The sequence below is a fragment of the Pseudogemmobacter sonorensis genome (assembly GCF_042762395.1).
In the GTDB taxonomy this organism is placed as follows: domain Bacteria; phylum Pseudomonadota; class Alphaproteobacteria; order Rhodobacterales; family Rhodobacteraceae; genus Pseudogemmobacter; species Pseudogemmobacter sonorensis.
Genome location: NZ_JBEFZE010000037.1, coordinates 1 through 16,972, shown reverse-complemented (window position 1 = coordinate 16,972; position 16,972 = coordinate 1). Strand labels below are relative to the sequence as shown.

15 protein-coding genes and 2 pseudogenes are annotated in these 16,972 nt (G+C 65.9%); 4 read left to right on the top strand and 13 right to left on the bottom strand.

Annotated elements, in window-relative coordinates; genetic code table 11:
- Nucleotides 1-25 precede the first annotated feature (25 nt).
- From ABNX41_RS18800 to ABNX41_RS21990, 3 genes and pseudogenes are all read left to right on the top strand, one after another.
- Nucleotides 26-270: pseudogene (locus tag ABNX41_RS18800) on the top strand (RNA repair transcriptional activator RtcR family protein); the annotation flags it as partial.
- Nucleotides 250-1,083, top strand: a complete 834-nt coding sequence (locus ABNX41_RS18795; protein WP_438671252.1) for a sigma 54-interacting transcriptional regulator — start codon at nt 250-252, stop codon at nt 1,081-1,083. The pseudogene ABNX41_RS18800 and the gene ABNX41_RS18795, both read left to right, overlap by 21 nt.
- Before the next feature lie 94 nt (nt 1,084-1,177).
- On the top strand, nt 1,178-1,372 hold the full coding sequence (locus tag ABNX41_RS21990) for a hypothetical protein (protein ID WP_497883253.1): 195 nt from the start codon (nt 1,178-1,180) through the stop codon (nt 1,370-1,372).
- Between the two features lie 125 nt (nt 1,373-1,497).
- On the opposite strand, the gene ABNX41_RS18790 is transcribed toward ABNX41_RS21990, so the two are convergent.
- The 7 genes from ABNX41_RS18790 to ABNX41_RS18760 all read right to left on the bottom strand — a co-directional run bounded on the left by ABNX41_RS18790 (nt 1,498) and on the right by ABNX41_RS18760 (nt 8,080).
- Nucleotides 1,498-2,583, bottom strand: a complete 1,086-nt coding sequence (locus ABNX41_RS18790) for a sn-glycerol-3-phosphate import ATP-binding protein UgpC (RefSeq protein ID WP_438671232.1) — start codon at nt 2,581-2,583, stop codon at nt 1,498-1,500.
- Nucleotides 2,583-3,425 carry an ABC transporter permease subunit gene (locus ABNX41_RS18785; protein ID WP_438671231.1) on the bottom strand — a complete coding sequence of 281 codons (843 nt, stop codon included), beginning with the start codon at nt 3,423-3,425 and terminating at the stop codon, nt 2,583-2,585. The genes ABNX41_RS18790 and ABNX41_RS18785 overlap by 1 nt, the downstream gene beginning before the upstream one ends.
- Nucleotides 3,426-3,429: 4 nt before the next feature.
- Nucleotides 3,430-4,407, bottom strand: a complete 978-nt coding sequence (locus ABNX41_RS18780) for an ABC transporter permease subunit (protein WP_438671230.1) — start codon at nt 4,405-4,407, stop codon at nt 3,430-3,432.
- Nucleotides 4,408-4,482: 75 nt separating this feature from the next.
- A complete protein-coding gene (locus tag ABNX41_RS18775) occupies nt 4,483-5,781 on the bottom strand; it encodes an extracellular solute-binding protein (RefSeq protein WP_438671229.1) in 1,299 nt (432 codons plus the stop codon).
- Nucleotides 5,782-5,934: 153 nt separating this feature from the next.
- Complete coding sequence (locus tag ABNX41_RS18770) at nt 5,935-6,834, bottom strand: DMT family transporter (RefSeq protein ID WP_438671228.1); 900 nt, start codon at nt 6,832-6,834, stop codon at nt 5,935-5,937.
- Between the two features lie 78 nt (nt 6,835-6,912).
- Nucleotides 6,913-7,749: an AraC family ligand binding domain-containing protein gene (locus ABNX41_RS18765; RefSeq protein ID WP_438671227.1), complete on the bottom strand. Its 837-nt coding sequence runs from the start codon at nt 7,747-7,749 to the stop codon at nt 6,913-6,915.
- A gap of 40 nt (nt 7,750-7,789) precedes the next feature.
- On the bottom strand, nt 7,790-8,080 hold the full coding sequence (locus tag ABNX41_RS18760; protein ID WP_438671254.1) for a hypothetical protein: 291 nt from the start codon (nt 8,078-8,080) through the stop codon (nt 7,790-7,792).
- Here ABNX41_RS18760 and ABNX41_RS18755 point away from each other — a divergent pair.
- Nucleotides 8,025-8,415: pseudogene (locus tag ABNX41_RS18755) on the top strand (hypothetical protein). The gene ABNX41_RS18760 and the pseudogene ABNX41_RS18755 overlap by 56 nt on opposite strands.
- A gap of 183 nt (nt 8,416-8,598) precedes the next feature.
- Here the strand turns inward: ABNX41_RS18755 and ABNX41_RS18750 are convergent.
- The 6 genes from ABNX41_RS18750 to ABNX41_RS18725 form a co-directional block, all read right to left on the bottom strand.
- The gene (locus ABNX41_RS18750) at nt 8,599-10,020 is read right to left on the bottom strand and encodes a M20 family metallopeptidase (RefSeq protein WP_438671226.1); all 1,422 of its coding nucleotides are present in this window, start codon (nt 10,018-10,020) and stop codon (nt 8,599-8,601) included.
- A complete protein-coding gene (locus ABNX41_RS18745; RefSeq protein ID WP_438671225.1) occupies nt 10,017-11,630 on the bottom strand; it encodes a gamma-glutamyltransferase in 1,614 nt (537 codons plus the stop codon). Before ABNX41_RS18745 ends, ABNX41_RS18750 begins: the two co-directional genes overlap by 4 nt.
- Nucleotides 11,627-13,270 (bottom strand): ABC transporter ATP-binding protein, encoded by a 1,644-nt coding sequence (locus ABNX41_RS18740; RefSeq protein WP_438671224.1) that lies wholly within the window; start codon nt 13,268-13,270, stop codon nt 11,627-11,629. Before ABNX41_RS18740 ends, ABNX41_RS18745 begins: the two co-directional genes overlap by 4 nt.
- On the bottom strand, nt 13,270-14,163 hold the full coding sequence (locus ABNX41_RS18735) for an ABC transporter permease (RefSeq protein WP_438671223.1): 894 nt from the start codon (nt 14,161-14,163) through the stop codon (nt 13,270-13,272). The genes ABNX41_RS18740 and ABNX41_RS18735 overlap by 1 nt, the downstream gene beginning before the upstream one ends.
- Before the next feature lie 10 nt (nt 14,164-14,173).
- Nucleotides 14,174-15,091 (bottom strand): ABC transporter permease, encoded by a 918-nt coding sequence (locus ABNX41_RS18730; RefSeq protein ID WP_438671222.1) that lies wholly within the window; start codon nt 15,089-15,091, stop codon nt 14,174-14,176.
- Nucleotides 15,092-15,196: 105 nt separating this feature from the next.
- Nucleotides 15,197-16,711, bottom strand: coding sequence for an ABC transporter substrate-binding protein (locus tag ABNX41_RS18725; RefSeq protein WP_438671221.1), 1,515 nt, complete (start codon nt 16,709-16,711; stop codon nt 15,197-15,199).
- Between the last annotated feature and the right edge of the window lie 261 nt (nt 16,712-16,972).

The window sequence follows — 16,972 nt, the reverse complement described above, 5'->3', positions numbered from 1 at the left end:
GGGGCACTCCAGGTCCCGCATCGACATGGCTGATCCGCGGGATTTCCAGGAGGTCTATGGCAAGCTCTACGACTTTGCCGCCGATTACGGCTTCGAGAGGACCGCGAGTGCTATCACGTCCATCTGACCACCGGCACCCATGTGGCGCATATCTGCTGGTTCCCGCTGAGCGAGAGTTGCCATGTGCTCGCCTGCCTGGTGCAGACCGGCCCGCCGCGCGAGGGAAGCGCAGCCAAAGGCACGCTGGATGTGATCGACCTCGATCTTGCCCGCTACAACGCCCTGCAGCGCCGGCTCGAGGCGGCGGCACGCGAACATTCGGCCTTGCTGCTTGGCGAGGTGGGAGACCGCCAGCCCAACGATGCAGACACTGGTCGAGCGGCGCCACCGCCCCGGACGCATCGAATCCTGCTCCTTGGCGAGCCGGGCACCGGCAAATCCACCCTTGCCGCCCGGATCCACGAGTTGAAGCTGGTGCGCCGTCGGATCAAGGGGCGGTTGGTGCAGGTCAACTGCGCCACTCTGCGCGGCACCCAGGCGCGGACCGCGCTCTTCGGCCAGCGTCGCGCAGCGACCGGAATGCCGGGCAGCGAACGCCCTGGATTCCTGCGTGAGGCCGATGGCGGCGCGCTGTTCCTCGACGGGATCAACGAGCTGAGATACGAAGCACAGACCGCCCTGCGGCAGGTGATCGAAACCGACCGATACTGCCCGGTCGGGTCCGAGGCCGAGGTGACGGCGCGCTTCCACCTGATCGCCAGCGCCTCCGTCGACCCCGGCGCGCTTCTGTACGCGGGCCGGTTGCGCCTCGACCTGCACCCCCGCCTGTCGCGATGGATCCTCCGCCTTCCACCGCTACGCGAGCGCAGGGCAGACATCCGGGCACATCTGCTGGACCTGCTGGACGGCAGCGAACACCAGCCGGGCCGCAAGACCGGCTTCAACGCCGATGCCCTGGCCCGCTATCTGCGTTTTGCCGAGGACCGGGCACCGGCTGGCCCGGCAATCTGCGCGATCTGGAAGCCTCGGCCCATCGCATGGCGGTGCTGGCCGAGCGGGGGCACATCACCCTGTCGATGGTAGAAGCCAAGATTGCAGTTCTTTGCGCGCGGTGGCAGGCTGCCGATGGCGACGCCGCCCTGCGGCAATCGGTGCTGCCTGGCACTGCTCTGGATGAATTCAACCGCGTCCAACTGGCCGCCGTCATCCGCGCCTGCCGGGACTGCCGCGGACCCTCTCGGCCGCCGGACGACGGCTCTTCGCCATCTCGCTCGCGGACAAATCCAGCCAGAACGATGCCGACAGACTGCGCAAACATCTGGCAAGATTCGGCCTCGACTGGGCCACGGTCACAGACAACCACCCCGGCTGACAGGCGGCCACCACCGGCGCGGGCCATCGCGGGCGGGGTGGCCACGAAAGCGCCAAGCCTGCCATATCGCGCGCAGAGCCTGCACGCCACCGGGCGACGAAGGGCCCCCAGGCGGGGCCCGCCGGTCATGCGTCCTGACGCAGCGGCTGGCGGGCGGGCCCCGTCGTCTCGATCCGTTTGCCGGAGACCGTGTCGAAAAGATGCAGCTTCGTCGGCGAGACGCTCAGCCGCATCTCGTCATGCAGGGGCGCGGCGGCATCCAGCGTCAGCACCAGCGGCTGGCCGTCGATATGGCCATGTACCAGACGCTGCGCGCCCAGTTCCTCGACCAGATCGGTGCGGAAGGGCAGCCCGGTCGCCGCCGGGATCAGGTCCTCGGCGCGAATGCCCAGCGTCACCGGGCCGCCCGGCCCGGAAAGCTGGCCCGGCTCCAGCACGGTCGAGCCAAGGCCGATCCGGCCACCCTCGATCCGGGCATCGAGCAGGTTCATCGCGGGCGAGCCGATGAACGAGGCGACGAAGGTCGATGCGGGGTTGTGATAGACCTCCAGCGGTGCGCCCACCTGCTCGATCCGCCCGCCATTCAGCACGACCAGACGGTCGGCGAGCGTCATCGCCTCCAACTGGTCGTGGGTGACGTAAAGCGAGGTGGTGCCAAGGCGTTTTTGCAGCCGACGGATCTCGCCCCGCATCGTCACCCGCAGCTTGGCGTCCAGGTTCGACAGCGGCTCGTCGAAAAGAAACGCCGCGGGCTGGCGCACGACCGCGCGGCCCATGGCGACTCGCTGGCGCTGGCCGCCCGAAAGCGCGCGCGGCTTGCGGTCGAGATAGGGGCCAAGCTCCAGCATCCGCGCCGCCTCGGCCACGCGGGATTCGATCTCGGCTTTCGGCGTACGGCGGTTCTTCAGCCCGTAGGCCATGTTCTCGCGCACGGTCATATGTGGATAGAGCGCGTAATTCTGGAACACCATGGCGATGTCGCGATCCGCCGGGTCGACGCTGTTGACCACGCGCTCACCGATCCTGACCTCGCCGCCGGTGATGTCCTCCAGCCCCGCGACCATGCGCAGAAGCGTGGACTTGCCGCAGCCCGAAGGCCCGACCAGCACGATGAACTCGCCATCGCGGATCTGCAGGCCGATATCGGCCACCGAGGGCGTCGAGGCGCCGGGATAGGTTTTCGACACATCGGTAATCGTGATCGAGGCCATTATTTGTCGCTCTCCGTCAGGCCCTTGATGAACCAGCGCTGGAACACGACCACCACGATCACGGGCGGCAGAAGGGCCAGGACGGCAAGGGCGAAGGCTTCGTTGTAATCGGGGATCTGGCTGCCGATCCACACCTGCAGGATCTGCTTGATCCCGCGCATGAGCGTGAAGAACCGCTCTTCCGTGGTCATCAGCATCGGCCAGAGATACTGGTTCCAGCCATAGACGAACATGATGATGAAGATCGCCGCCATCATGGTCTTCGACAGCGGGATCAGCACGTCCCACAGGAATTTCCACGGGCCTGCGCCGTCGATCCGTGCCGCCTCCAGCAATTCGTCGGGAACGGATTTGAAGAACTGGCGGAAATAGAACGTGCCGGTGGCCGAGGCCAGCAGGGGCACGATCAGCCCCGTATAGCTGTTCAGCAGGCCCAGCGAGGACATGACCTGGTAGGAGGGCATGATCCTGACCTCAAGCGGCAGCAGAAGCGTGGTGAAGATGATCCAGAACAGGAAGGTCGCGAAACGGAAGCGGAAATAGACCAGCGCATAGGCGGCGGCCATGGAAAGCACGATCTTGCCGACCGCGAAACCGATCCCGAGGATCAGCGAATTCATCAGCATCCTCGTGCCGGTCACCTGGCCGGTGAACCCGCCCCTGCGGGTCAGCACCTTTTCATAGGTCTCGATGCCGTTGTCGCCCGGCGTCAGGAACAGGCCGTTCATATGGATATCGACCGCCGAATGGGTCGAGGTCATCACCGCCACCAGCACCGGCACGCACATGAACAGCGTGCCGAGGATCAGGATGAAATGGTCGAAGGGCTTGATGCGGTTCATCGCCTTATCCGTAATGCACGCGGCGTTCCAGCCAGCGGAACTGGATCAGGGTCAGCACCAGAACGATGACCATCAAGATCACCGATTGCGCCGCGGAACCGCCGATGTCATTGCCGCGGAACCCGTCGTTATAGACCTTGTAGACCAGCGTCAGCGGGTTGTTCGCGGGCTTGTCCTTCACCATCACATCGACCACCGCGAAAGTGTCGAACAGGGCATAGGTGATGTTGATGATCAGCAGGAAGAAGGCGGTCGGGGCCAGCAGGGGCAGGATCGCGGTGCGGAACCGGGTGAAGCCGTTGCGGCAATCGATCACCGAGGCCTCGCGCACCGAGGCCGGGATCCCCTGCAGCCCCGAGAGGAAGAAGATGAAATTGTAGGGCACCTGTTTCCACACGGATACGAGGATCATCGCGAAAGCGGTGTCCCAGTAGTTGATGCCGACCTTCATGTCATAGCCGAACCAGGCGGCCATCTGCACGAAGGGCCCGATATGCTGGTCGAACAGCATCATCCCCATCAGCCCCGCCACCGGCGGCGCGATGGCATAGACCGCGATCAGCGCGGTGCGATAGCTGGTGCGGCCCCGGATCACATTGTCGGCCTTGACCGCGAACAAAAGCCCCAGCCCCAGCGAGAAGACCGTCACCAGCAGGGTGAACAGCGCGGTGGACCCCGCGATCCGCTGATATTCGCGCGAGCGCAGCGCATCCTTGTAATTGTCGATGCCGACAAAGGTCGCACCGAAACCGAACGGGTCTTCGATATAGAAGGACGAGGTGATCGCCTGGGCGGACGGCCAGTAGAAGAAGACGAAGATCACCGCGAGTTGCGGCGCAAGGAACAGCCAGGGCAAATACGGCTGATCGAACTGCACGCGCTTTGCGGGCTCGGGTCGCGACCGGGGACGCGACAGCCAGCGCCGGAACGGGCCATCCGGGCTTTCCGGGGATCTTGCGGGATTGGCGGCGTCACTCATCATGAGGGATCCGGAGCGAAAGAAACGGTAAAAGACCGGGCCCGCGAAACGCAGGCCCGGCCGAAGACGGAAGGCGGATCAGCCCGAGGTCTTGGCGAAACGCGCGAGCAGCTCGTTGCCCTCGGCCTCAATGGCCTTGAACGCGTCTTCGACCGTGGTCGTGCCCGAGAAGATCTTGTTGAATTCGCGCTCTTCGACCACGCGGATCTGCGGGTAGAAGCCAAGGCGGTAGCCCTTCGACCATTCGCCCTGCGATTCCAGCAGTTGCAGGATGCCGACTTCGGCGACCGGGTTCGCCTCGTACCAGCCATCGGCTTTCGACTTTTCATAGGCCGCCTTGGTGATGGCGACATAGCCGGTGGCCTGGTGGTAGAAGGCCTGGATCTCGGTCGAGGTCAGGAAGCTGAAGAAATCGGCCGAGCATTTGTTCTGGTCATCGGGCTTTCCAGCCATGGCGAACAGGGCGGCACCGCCGATGAAGGTCGATTTGTTGCCATCGGCCACGGTCTCGTCATAGGGCATGAACGTGGCCGAGAAGGGCATGGTCGCGGTTTGCGACAGCCCGCCGAACGAGCCCGAAGAGCCGATCCACATCGCGACCTTGCCCTCTTCGAAGGGCTTCTGGTTGTCCGACCAGCCCGCGCCGTAGAAGCCGAACAGGCCGTCCTTGTGCCAGGCTTGCAGGCGGGTCCAGAAGGCGATCATCTCGGGCGCGGTGGCGCGCAATTCGGTGCCGTCGAAGCCGTCATAGCCGTTGTTGTTGGTGGCCATCTGGACGTTGTTGCGCGAGTAGTAATTCTCGAACAGTTGCCAGGTCAGTTGCGAAGCGGTCAGCGGGATGTAACCGGCGTCTTTCAGCTTCGGCGCGACTTCCTCGAATTCGGCCCAGGTCTTCGGCGGCTCGACACCGGCCATCTCGAAAGCCTCGGTGTTGAGATACATGATCGGCGCCGAGGAGTTGAACGGCATGCCGATGAACTTGCCCTCGGCATCGGCGTAGAAGTAGCGGATGCCGTCGATGAAGGCGTCGCGGTCGAAGCTGTGGCCGTTCTGGATCAGCAGATCCTCGGCCGGGATGGTCGCGCCCCTGGCGTTGATGATGGTCGCCGCGCCGGCATCGAAGACCTGCAGGATGTTCGGCTGCTCGCCCGAGCGGAAGGCCGCGATCCCCGAGGCCAGCGCCTCTTCATAGGTGCCCTTCGACACGGGCGTGATCGCGCAGGCGCTCTGCGCCGCGTTGAACTTCTCGGCGACCTGGTTGATCACCTGCTCGTTCGCGCCACCCATGCCATGCCACCAGGTGATCTGAACGGGCTGGGCCAGGGCGGCGGTGGAGGTCAGCGCCAGGGCGAGCGTCGCGGTCAGTGTCTTCTTCATGTCCACGTCCTCAGAAAAATGGGATGCACGGATCATTAGGCGGTCTCGGCAACGGAAAATCGGAAGTTTCGTAACATCTGCAAGAATGTCGGCGGCGCGGCGATGCCTCCCGTCACCAAGGGCGCGGATGCTTGGGGGCGCTTTGCCCGCGCCTCAATTCCGCCGCTCGAAGGCGAGGCCCAGGAAGGTGCCGCCGACGATCAGCGCGGCGCCGAGAACCGTCGCAGGGGTCGCGGCCTCGGACAGGATCGCCCAGGACAGGGCGAAGCCGAACAGGGGCTCCGTCCCCATCAGGAAGCTGACGCGGGTCGGGCTGCTGCGGCGAACGGCGGCGTTCTGCACATAGAAGGCGCCGATGGTGCAGAAAAGCGACAGGAACGCCACCGCCCCCCAGAACACCGGCCCGGCCCGGACGATCAGCGACGCGGGGCCGCCTTGCGCCAGCAGCAGGGCCAGGACCAGCAGCGTGACCGTGACCGATTGCACGGCGGTCAGCGCGGCTGATGTCATCGCGCATCCTGCCATCAGCCGTTTGGTCGAGATGACCATGACAGACCGCAGCCCGGCGGCGGCCAGCACCAGCAGATCCCCGGCACCAAGGGCCGTGACGCCCCCCGCCAGGATGCCGACACCCAGGATCGCCGCCATCGCACCCGCGATGACGCCCGCAGGCGGCAGTCGGCCGCGCAGGCCGAAATCCAGAAACGGCGTCAGCACGGTGCAGAGCGAGATGATCAGCGCGGTATTGGTGGCCGAGGACAGGGCGACGCCCCAGGTCTCGGCCAGAAAGATGCAGGTCAGGATCGCACCGAGGATCAGCCCCGCGCCCAGGTCGCGGTGCGATGCCGCGACCAGATCGCGCCGCGCGATGGCGGTCATGACCAGCGCGGTGATCGCGAACCGGTAGAAGATCAGCAGCAGCACCGGCGCATGGGCCAGCACGCCCTTGGCGACCGGATAGCTGGCGCCCCAGACCACCGCGACGCCCAGCACTGCAAGATCGGCCCAGAGCAAAGCCCGGCCGGGCGAGGGGGTAACGGGGGACGGGGACATGGGAAACCTCGGGGCTGATGGCATCATCAGCGAGCTAGAGGATCCTGCCCTGTGCGGGATAGAACGAAAGTGCGGTCCTCAGCCCCGCGTATAGGCGGCGGGGGTGGTGCCGGTGATCGCCGCGAAATGGCGGCCCATATGGCTTTGATCGGCAAAGCCGGTCTCGGCCGCCGCCGCCGCGGGCGCCACGCCCTGGCCTAGCAGCACCTTCACCTGGGCGATGCGGCGCTGCAGGTGCCAGGCATGCGGCGGCAGGCCGGTCGCACGGCGAAAAGCGTCGATGGTCTGACGACGGCCCAGGCCGGTGATCCGGCAGAGGTCTTCCAGCGACACATCCTCGGCAAGATGCGCGCCGAGGAATTCCATCGCATCGGCGATCCGGCCCTGCGGCGCGGGGATGGAGGGCACGACCCGCCCGCTCAGATCGGAGAGCAGCAGCCCTAGAAGCCCATCCAGCGCCGTATCGCGGGCCAGTGCCTGCGGCGCCTCATGCAGGGCGCGGTGCAGATCGATGACTCGCCGGGCCAGATCGGGCCGGGCATGGAAGGCGGCGGGGAAATCCAGCGTGCCGGAAACTTCGCGCCCAAGCATGTCCGACAACAGCTCCCGCATCGCGGCCTCCGGCAGATAAATCATCCGCTGCCGCCAACCCTGCGCGCCGCCCGCGCCGCCATGATGCACGTCGCCGGGCCGCATGGTGACCACCGATCCCGCGGGAACCGCGTTCCTCTCCCCCCGGCACCACACGGCATGCACCCCGCCGTCGATGACGCCGATCAGGTATTCGTCATGGGCATGAGGCTTGAAGTTCTGGCGCAGATAGCGGGCCTCCAGCGTCTCGATGGCAAGGACTCCGGGCAGGCGCCGCAGCACCGCCCGGTCGGTCTTGGCCTCGATGGCATCTACTTCCCGCACGCGACGCTCCTTGCGACCTGTCGCGGCCATCATAGAGCGGTCAGCGCGGGGGGCAAAGGGTGGCAGGCGGGGGCAGCCCATGCCGATAAGTCGGTGCAATACGGGCGAGCCCGAATTTCATCAGGCGGTGCATGAGATGCTCGAAAGCCTTGGGCGCGTCGTCACCAAGCATCCCGATTATCTTGAACAGGCCTTGATCGAGCGGATGCGCCCGCCTGAAGGGCAAGCGCGCATATTGCGTGGCCTCGGACAGGGGATCGGTCTGGGACGTGGCCATGACGTCCGCCACGCAGAACGAGATCTCAGGCAAGGATGCGGCGCAGTTGGTCAAGAACGGCCTTGTGGCGCTTGGGGAAGGGGCGAACATGCCCTCGCCCCCCGAGGTGATCAAGATCTTCCAGGATGCGGGCGTGCTGTTCGCACCCGGCAAGGCCGCGAATGTCGGCGGTCGCGACCTCGGCGCAGGAGATGCAGCAAAACGCCAGCCGCGACAGTTGGACTTCCGAGCAGACCGAGGCACGGCTTGCCACGATAATGCGCGGGATTCACGACACCTGCTTCGAGACCGCCGAAGAATATGGCGCCCCCGGCGACCATGTCCTTGGCGCGAACATTGCAGGTTTCGTGCGGGTGGCCGAAGCCATGCGCATGATGGGAATCATCTGACCAAAGGACGGCGAAAGGCGCAAGCGCGCGCCTCGCTTGCCATATCCGCGCGGGCCGAGGCGTTCTGCATTTCCGGTGTGGCCGAACGGCGCCATGACGATGACCGGCATCAACGCCGCTCTTGGGGGTCAATCGGTGTCGAATGCTGCTTCAAAGAATGGCGCTCTGGCTCCGATAACGGGGTCAGGAGGTTGCCCTGGGCGTGGGTCGACCCGAAGCAGCCCCGATGTCCCAAAACAGTCCCGTCATCCCGATCAGCGCCTGACGCGCCAGCGAGGCCAAAGCATGTTCATCCGGGGCATGCTGGTTGCACCCGGCATAGCTGTGCGGCACCCAGATCGTCGGCAGGCCGAGAATGTCGGCAAAACAGTCGTTGGGGATCGAGCCGCCCAGGTTCGGCAGGATATGCGGGGAAAGGCCCGTGCTTTCTGTCAAGGACTGCGCCGCGAAATGCACCCAAGGGTGATCGGGATCCAGCCGCGTCGCCGGGAAGGAGCCGAGATCGTGCGGGGTGATCACCACATCGGCAAATCCCGCGCGGTCCAGATGGCGGCGCAGCGCGGGCAGGATATCGTCCGGATCGGTGCCCACGACATAGCGCAACTGGCAGGTTGCCCGCGCCGCGCCGGAAATGGCGTTCACCGGCGCCTCGGGGCGGCCCGATTTCATCGCCAGCACCGCGAAACTGTTCCAGCCGAACACCCGTTCGGTCTGGGTCAGATCGGCCTCGCCCCAATCGGGGTCGAGCGCGAACCCGGCCTCGGGCGGCGGCAGCAGCGCCAGCACCTCGCGGACGCGCGGGGTCAGGCTGCGGGGCCGCCATTCCGGCACAAGGATCTGGCCACGCGCGTCGGTGATCGCGGCAATGGCATGGCACAGGATGATCGCAGGGTCCGCCAGCAGGCCGCCGAAATTGCCCGAATGATGCGCCCCGTCGCGCAGGTGCAGCGACAGATCGAACAGGCATCCCCCGCGCGATCCGGTAAAGATCGTGGCGCGATCCGGGGCCAGACGCGGCCCGTCCGATGCGATCAAGACATCCGCCCGCAGTTCCCCGGCATGGAGGCGGCAGAATTCCTGCAAGCCCGGCGATCCCGCCTCCTCGCCCATCTCGATCAGCAGATGCACGTTGAAACCCAGATGCCCGCGCGCCGCGATAACCTGCGCCAGCGCGCGGATATTGACCAGGTGCTGCACCTTGTTGTCGGCGCTGCCTCGCCCGTAAAGACGATCCCCCTCCTGCACCAGCCGGAACGGATGCAGACCTTCACGCCAACCGTCGGCCTGGGCATGGGTCACATCGCCATGGCCATAGATCAGCACCGTCGTCAGCGCGGCATCCTCGATCCGGCTGGCGGTCAGGATCGGCGGCGCGCCGGACACCGGATTGTCATGCCGCCGGGTCGTGAACCCCAGCGCGGTGACCATGGGCGTCAGAACCTCGGCAATATAGGCCTCAAGCTCGGGGGCCGCCTCGGGGCGCTGGCTTTCGGTGGGGCGGGCGACCAGCCTGGCCAGCTCGGCGACAAAGGCGCCGCTGTCGAAATGCGCGGCGGCGCGGGCAAGGGCCGCATCGCGGACGGCGGGGTCGGGGGTCTCGGTCATGGTTCCTCGGCTGCATCGCCCCAGGGCGAAAGGGTCTCGGCCGCGCCCCGGTTCAGGCCGCCCTGACGGGTGACGCCCGCCGGGCAGGCGAAGGCATAGGGGAAGGGCTGCCGCCGCGCCAGCGAAACCGGTGCAACGCGGGCGAGGGCCGCGACGACCCCGGGCGCAAGCCGGTGATCGGCGGTGATCTCCGGCCCGCCCGAAACATCAATGCGTGGATGGGCGATGGCCTCGGCCAAGGGCAGGTCGCCATCCACCCAGAAGGCCGCGATCTGGCCGACCGCAGGCATGATCTTGCGCCCGCCCGAGGCGCCAAGCGCGATCTGCCGATCCCCGGCCTGCCCCAAGAGCGGGCAGATGTTCATCAGGCATGCCTTGCCCGCGGCGAGCGAATTGGCCCGGCCCGGAACCGGATCGAACCACATCAACCCGTTGTTGACCAGCATGCCCGTAGCGGGCGACACCACCCGCGCCCCGAACGACGACAACAGCTTCTGTGTCCAAGACACCATGTTGCCTTGCGCGTCCACAACCGAGAAATGCGTGGTGCAGGCGGGGCTTGCCGGGCTTTCCCCCTGCCCTCCCATATCGTCGTCATCCGACAGCCGCCGGGCATAGGCCTGGCGCAGGCCGGTGGCGATGCCCGCCCAGGCTTCGGGCGACAAACCCGGCGGGACGGATTGCCAGTCGCGCATCGCCTCGGCCAGCGCAGGCCCGGCGGAACGTTCGGGCAGCACCCAGAACCTCGCCTGCCCACGCCAGTCGATCGCCAGAGGCTCCATCCAGTCGGCGCGATACTCTGCCAGATCGGCGCGGGTCAGATAGCCGCCGCCCGCGGCCGCCTCGGCCGCAAGCGCCACCGCGATGTCACCGCGGTAAAAGGCATCCGCCCCGCCCTGGGCGATCTGTTCCAGCGTATCGGCCAGCGCCCCCTGGTCCAGGCGCAGCGCGGCCAGATTGCTCCACCCCGCAACCCTGGGCCAAAGGCCTCCCGAGTCATCGCGGTCAAGAAATTGTGCCGCCGCCTGCGCGTCAAGCGCCAGATCCCGCGCGGCCGAGGCGATCATCAACCCGGCATACCAGTCCAGCGCCAGGCCCTGCCGCGCGAGGCGGATCGCCGGGTCCAGCAGGTCGCGCCACGGCAGGCGGCCATGGCGAGCATGCGCCTCTGCCGCGCCCGCAACCATGCCGGGAACCGCCACCGCGGACCAGCCGCGGATATTGCGATCCTCCACCACCGGTGCCCAGGCGAACAGATCGGATTCCGCCGCGACGCCCCCCGGAAGCAGCGGATAGTGGCCGGTATCGAGGCTGGCCGAGGCGCGCATCCCGAAATGCAGCGCCTGCGGCCGCGCGCCCGCACTCCAGACCAGCATGCCGCCGCCGCCGCCGGGACCCGACATCCAGGGCTCGACCACCCCCAAGGCAAAGGCGGTGGCCACGGCGGCATCGACCGCATGCCCTCCCGCCGCCAGCACTTCCGCCCCCGCCTGCGCGGCCAGCACCTGCTGCGCCGCCACCACCCCGTGCGGCGTCGGGCCGACACCCGACTTCGTCACCGACTGGCTGGGGGCAATCTGTCCGGTCCGGTCGGTGACGGGATGGCTCATGCCATCGCCACCGGCGGCAGGCTGGCGATATCGGGCACCTGCCAGTGCTTGCCGGGCTGGGCGTCCAGCAGCATGCGGGTATAGGGGTGCGCTGGCGCGTCGAACACCCGGGCAATGGGGCCATCCTCGACCACCTCGCCTTTCTGCATCACGATCACATTGTCACAGATCTGCGCCGCCACCCGCAGGTCATGGGTGATGAACAGCACCGTCAGCCCCATCTCGTCGCGGATCTCGCGCAAGAGCCGCAACACCTCTTTCTGGACCGAGACATCCAGCGCCGACACCGCCTCGTCGGCGATCAGAACCCTGGGCCGCACCATCAGCGCCCGCGCGATGCATATCCGCTGGCGCTGCCCGCCCGAGAACTGCGCCGGATAGCGGTTCAGCGCATCGGGCGACAGCCGCACGATCTCCATCAGATCGCGCGCCCGCGCCATCGCCTGGGCGCGGTCCTCACCGAAGTTCACCGGCCCCTCTACCAGTTGATCGCCGATGGTGCGGCGCGGGTTCAGGCTGGCATAGGGGTCCTGGAATACGATCTGGATGTCCTTGCGGTGCGGCAGCAGCGCCCGCCGCGACATCAGCGCGAAATCCTGCGCGCCGATCCGGATGGTGCCGCTGTCGGGATCCTCAAGCCGGATCAGGCATTTGACCAACGTCGATTTGCCCGAGCCGCTCTCTCCGACGATACCCAATGTCTCACCCTGCCGCACCCGAAACGAGATGTCGCGGCAGGCATGAACCAGGCGCGGGCGGCCGAACAGGCCGCCTTTGCCGCCGTAGGTCTTGTTGAGGCCCGCCACCTCCAGCACCACGGGGCGGTCGTGCAGATCGGCGCCCGCCTCGTTTCTGCGGCGGGGCACGGCGTCGATCAACTGCCGGGTATAGGGGTGGCGGGGGCGGTTCAGCACCTCGTCAGCCGTGCCTTCTTCGACCACGCGTCCCTTTTGCATGACCACCACCCGGTCGGCGATTTCGGCCACCACGTCGAAATCATGCGTCACGAACATGATGCCGGCGGCGTGCTTTTCGCGCAGTTCTTTCAGCAGATGCAGGATCTGCGCCTGGGTCGACAGATCCAGCGCCGTGGTCGGCTCGTCGGCGATCAGCAATGACGGCTCCAGCGCCAGAGCGATGGCGATCACGATCCGCTGCCGCTGTCCGCCCGAAAGCTGATGCGGGTATGAGGCATATATCCGTTCCGGGTCGGGCAGGCGCACCTCCTCCAGCAGGCTTATCACCCGCGCCCGCCGCTCTGCCGCGGGCAGGCCGGAATGCTGGACGAAGACCTCTTCGATCTGATTGCCGACGGTGTAACAGGGGTTCAGGGCCGACATCGGCTCCTGAAAGATCATCGCCATGCTTTTGCCGCGCAGCGCCGCATGTTCGCGGGACGAGAGTTTCAGCACATCGCGCCCCTCGAACAGGATCTCGCCCGACGAGGGCTTCAGCGCGCGCGGCAGCAATCCCATGGTGGCGAAAGAGGTGATCGACTTGCCCGAACCGCTTTCGCCGACGATGCAGACGATTTCGCGCGGCGCGATGGTCAGCGACAGATCCTCGACCGCATGGGGGCGGTCGCCGCCCTTCGGCAGATCGACGGTCAGATTGCGGATGGACAGGACAGGAGCGGTCATCAGTTGCGGCCCTCCGGCGCGGTGACGTCGCGGATTCCGTCACCCAGCATGTTGATCGACAGCACAAGGAAGAACAGCGCCACGCCGGGAATGGTGATCAGCCAGGGCTCGAAGAACAGCATCTCCTTGCCCTCCGAGATCATCAGGCCCCAGCTCGGCGTCGGCGGCTGCACCCCGATGCCAAGGAAGGACAGCGCCGCCTCAAGGATGATGGCATGGGCCATTTCCAGCGTGAAGATCACGATCAGCGCGTTCATGACATTGGGCAGGATATCCTTCCACAGCACGCGCGGCAGCGGCGCCCCCAGCACCTCGGCCGCCGCGACGAATTCCAGCGCGCGTACCTGCATGGTGGCCGCGCGCAGCACCACGACGAAGCGGTCCCACAAGAGCAGCCCCAGCACCAGCGTCACCACAAGGATCGAGCCGCCGAACAGCGCCACCACCGCCAGCGCGACCAGCACGACCGGCATCGCCAGCCGCACATTGATCAGAAACGACACCGCCGCATCGACCCGTCCCCCGAAATAACCCGCCAGAATGCCAAGCGTCGACCCGATCAGCGCCGAAAGCGTCGCCGCAAAGGCCCCGATGGTCAGCGAGACCTGCGCCCCCTTGGCCAGCCGGGCCAGAATGTCGCGGCCCAGCGTGTCGGTGCCCAGCGGATGGGTCCATGTGCCGCCCAGAAACACCGGCGGCTTCATCCGCATGAGCAGGCTTTGCTTGTAGGGGTCATGGATCCAGAACATCGGCACCAGCACCGCAAACAGCAGGATCAGCACCATGACGCCCAGGCCGAAGATCAGACCCTTGTGGCGGCGCGCGCGCTGCGCCATGGCCCGGCGCGGGGTCCAGGGGCGTTCGTCGGTCGGGATCGGGGTGACAGCGGTCATCGGGCAGCCCTCAGCGCAGGCGCAGACGCGGGTCCATCCAAGCGTTCAGGATATCCGCGAGCAGCGTGAAGAAGATGTAGAACATGGCGAAGATCAGGATCAGCGCCTGCATGGTCGGCAAGTCGTTGCGCGAGATCGACTCCCAGGCCAGATAGCCCGCGCCATGCAGCGCGAAGATGCTTTCGACCACGATCGAGCCGCCCAGCATGAAGCCGAGCTGCACCGCGGCCAGGCTGATCACCGGGATCACCGCATTGCGCAGCGCATGTTTGAACACGACCTTGACCGGCGAAAGCCCCTTGGCACGGGCGGTGCGGATGTAGTCGGCCGACAGCACCTCCAGCATCCCGGCGCGGGTCAGGCGCATGATGGCGGGCGTCGCGTAATAGCCCAGGACCACGGTCGGCAGGACGAAGCTTTGCCAACTGTCCGCCCCCGAGGACGGCAGGATGCCGAGATTGACCGCGAACACCACGATCAGGATCAGCGCAAACCAGAAAGATGGGATCGCCTGGCCCACCACCGCAACGAACAGAGCGGCGCGGTCGATGATCGAATTCTGCCAAACCGCCGCCGCAACCCCCATCGGCAGCGCCAGCACCATCGCGAACAGGATCGAGCTCGCGCCCAGAGCCATCGTCGTGGACAGCCGGTCGCCGATCAGTTCCGTCACCGGCAGATGGAAATACCAACTGCGTCCCAGATCGCCCTGCAAAGCCCGGGCCAGCCAGTCCAGATACTGCACGACCAATGGCCGGTCGAATCCGTGGATCTCGCGGATACGGGCAATATCGGCGGGGGTGGCGTTCTCACCGGCCAGGGCGACGGCCGGATCCCCGGCCAGAAACAGCAGGCTGAAGCTGACGGCCGAGACGGTCAGCGCAACCAGAACCGCAAGCATCAGGCGCTTTACAAGAAAGGACAGCATCGAAGGCGGGCTCCGGGGCAAGCGTCGGAAGAAGGCAGCGACGGGAAGGCCCCGGGCGGCATATCGTCGCCGCCCGGGTGCATGCGGAACGGAGTCAGACCCCGCTCACTTCCACGTCATTTCGTAAAAGCGCAGCAACTCGTCCGGCGTTGCCGTGAACGACAGGTCCGCCGTATAGGCAAAGCCCAGCGGATAGGTGAACAGCGGCAGCCAATAGGCCTCGTCCGCGATCTTCTGCAGCGCCTTCGTATAGTTCTCCTGACGCTCGGCGGTGTCGATCGAGGTATTGCCCGCCATCACCCAGTCGATGACCTCCTGGTCACGGGTATAGTCCTGGGTGCCGCCTCCGAAGAATTCGGTGGTGATCCCCGACATGTCGGGGATCGAGGACGACCCATGGGTCAGGAAGCCCATAGGGATCTTGCCGTCCATATGCGCAGAAGCCAGCGCCGCATATTGCAACTGGTCGTAGGTCAGCGTGATGCCGACCTCGGCCAGGAATTGCTGGATCGCCTCGGCATAGGGCTTGTCGCGATAGCCGGTCATGGTAATGGCGAAACCGTCGGGATAGCCCGCTTCGGCCAGCAATTCCTTGGCCTTGGCCGGATCGTATTCATAGCTCAGCACATCGGTGATGCAACCGAACTGAATGGGCGAGCAGGGGGTGTTCACCAACTCGGACCCGCCCTGAACCAGCGCATCGACGATCGTCTGGCGGTCGACCGCGTGGTTGATCGCCTGGCGCACCAGCTTGTTCCTCAGCGGCGTATCGGCATCCGACCGCCCGGCGGCGTCCAGCGTGACGAAGCCGATCCGCATGGTCGACACCGAGGCGGTGTCGATCTTGTCGCTTTCGGCCAGGCGCGGCATCACATCCGCCGGAACCTGCCACAGGAATTCGGCACGCCCCGACATCAGATCGGCGATACGGGTAGAACCGTCGGCGACGGTCGCGACCTCGACCCGGCCGATGGCCGCCTTGGACTTGCCCAGACCGGCATAATCCTCGAAGGCTTCAAGCGTGTAGCTCTTGCCCGGCTCGACCGCGGTGACGCGGTAAGGTCCGGTTCCGACCGGCCGCACCCCCATGCCGTCGCGACCGGCTTCGGCATAATACTGGTCGGGATACATCGGGATCGCCAGCGCAAGGAAATCCAGCGCCGCCGGGAAGGGCGCCTTCAGCTTGACCCGCACCGTCATCTCATCGACCTTCTCGGCGGTGTCGATCCAGCGCACCTTGTCGTAGACGACGATCCGGCTCTCGGGGTCCACCGCCCAGTTGAGCGTGAAGACCACATCGTCGGCGGTGAACGCCTCGCCATTATGAAAGGTAATGCCGGGGGCCAGCTTGAATTCCAGCGTGGTGTCGTCGATCCAGGCCCATTCGGTGGCGAGGTTCGGCTTGAATTCGCCGGTGGCCAGATCCTTGACCACCAGCGTGTCGAAGATCTGCAGGCTGGCGACCAGCCCCTCGCGCGAGGAGTTATAGTAGTAGTTGAGCGTATCGACCTCGCCGCCGAGCTCCACTTTCAGCGTGTTGTCGGCCTTGCCCGCCATGGCGCCGGTCGCAGCAAGGCAAAGCCCGATGGCCGTCGCGGCCCCGAGAAAAGTCCGATTCATGTTGTCTCCTGTTGGCGATTTTGGCCCCGGGTTATGTCCCGGGCGGTTCATCTGTTCATATGTGGTTCAATTACTGTGCCGAGGGGCATTGCCCGCCGGAACTGCATCTGTTGTGTCCCTTGCGTTCTTGGATTGCGAACGCCATTCTTTTGGTTCTGCGTTGGTGAGTTTTATTCTGGTGAGTAGCTGAAGGTCATGGTTGGTGTTTGCGAGGTTTCGACCCAGACGCTTTTGGTGACCGAATATGCGGCCAGCGCCTCG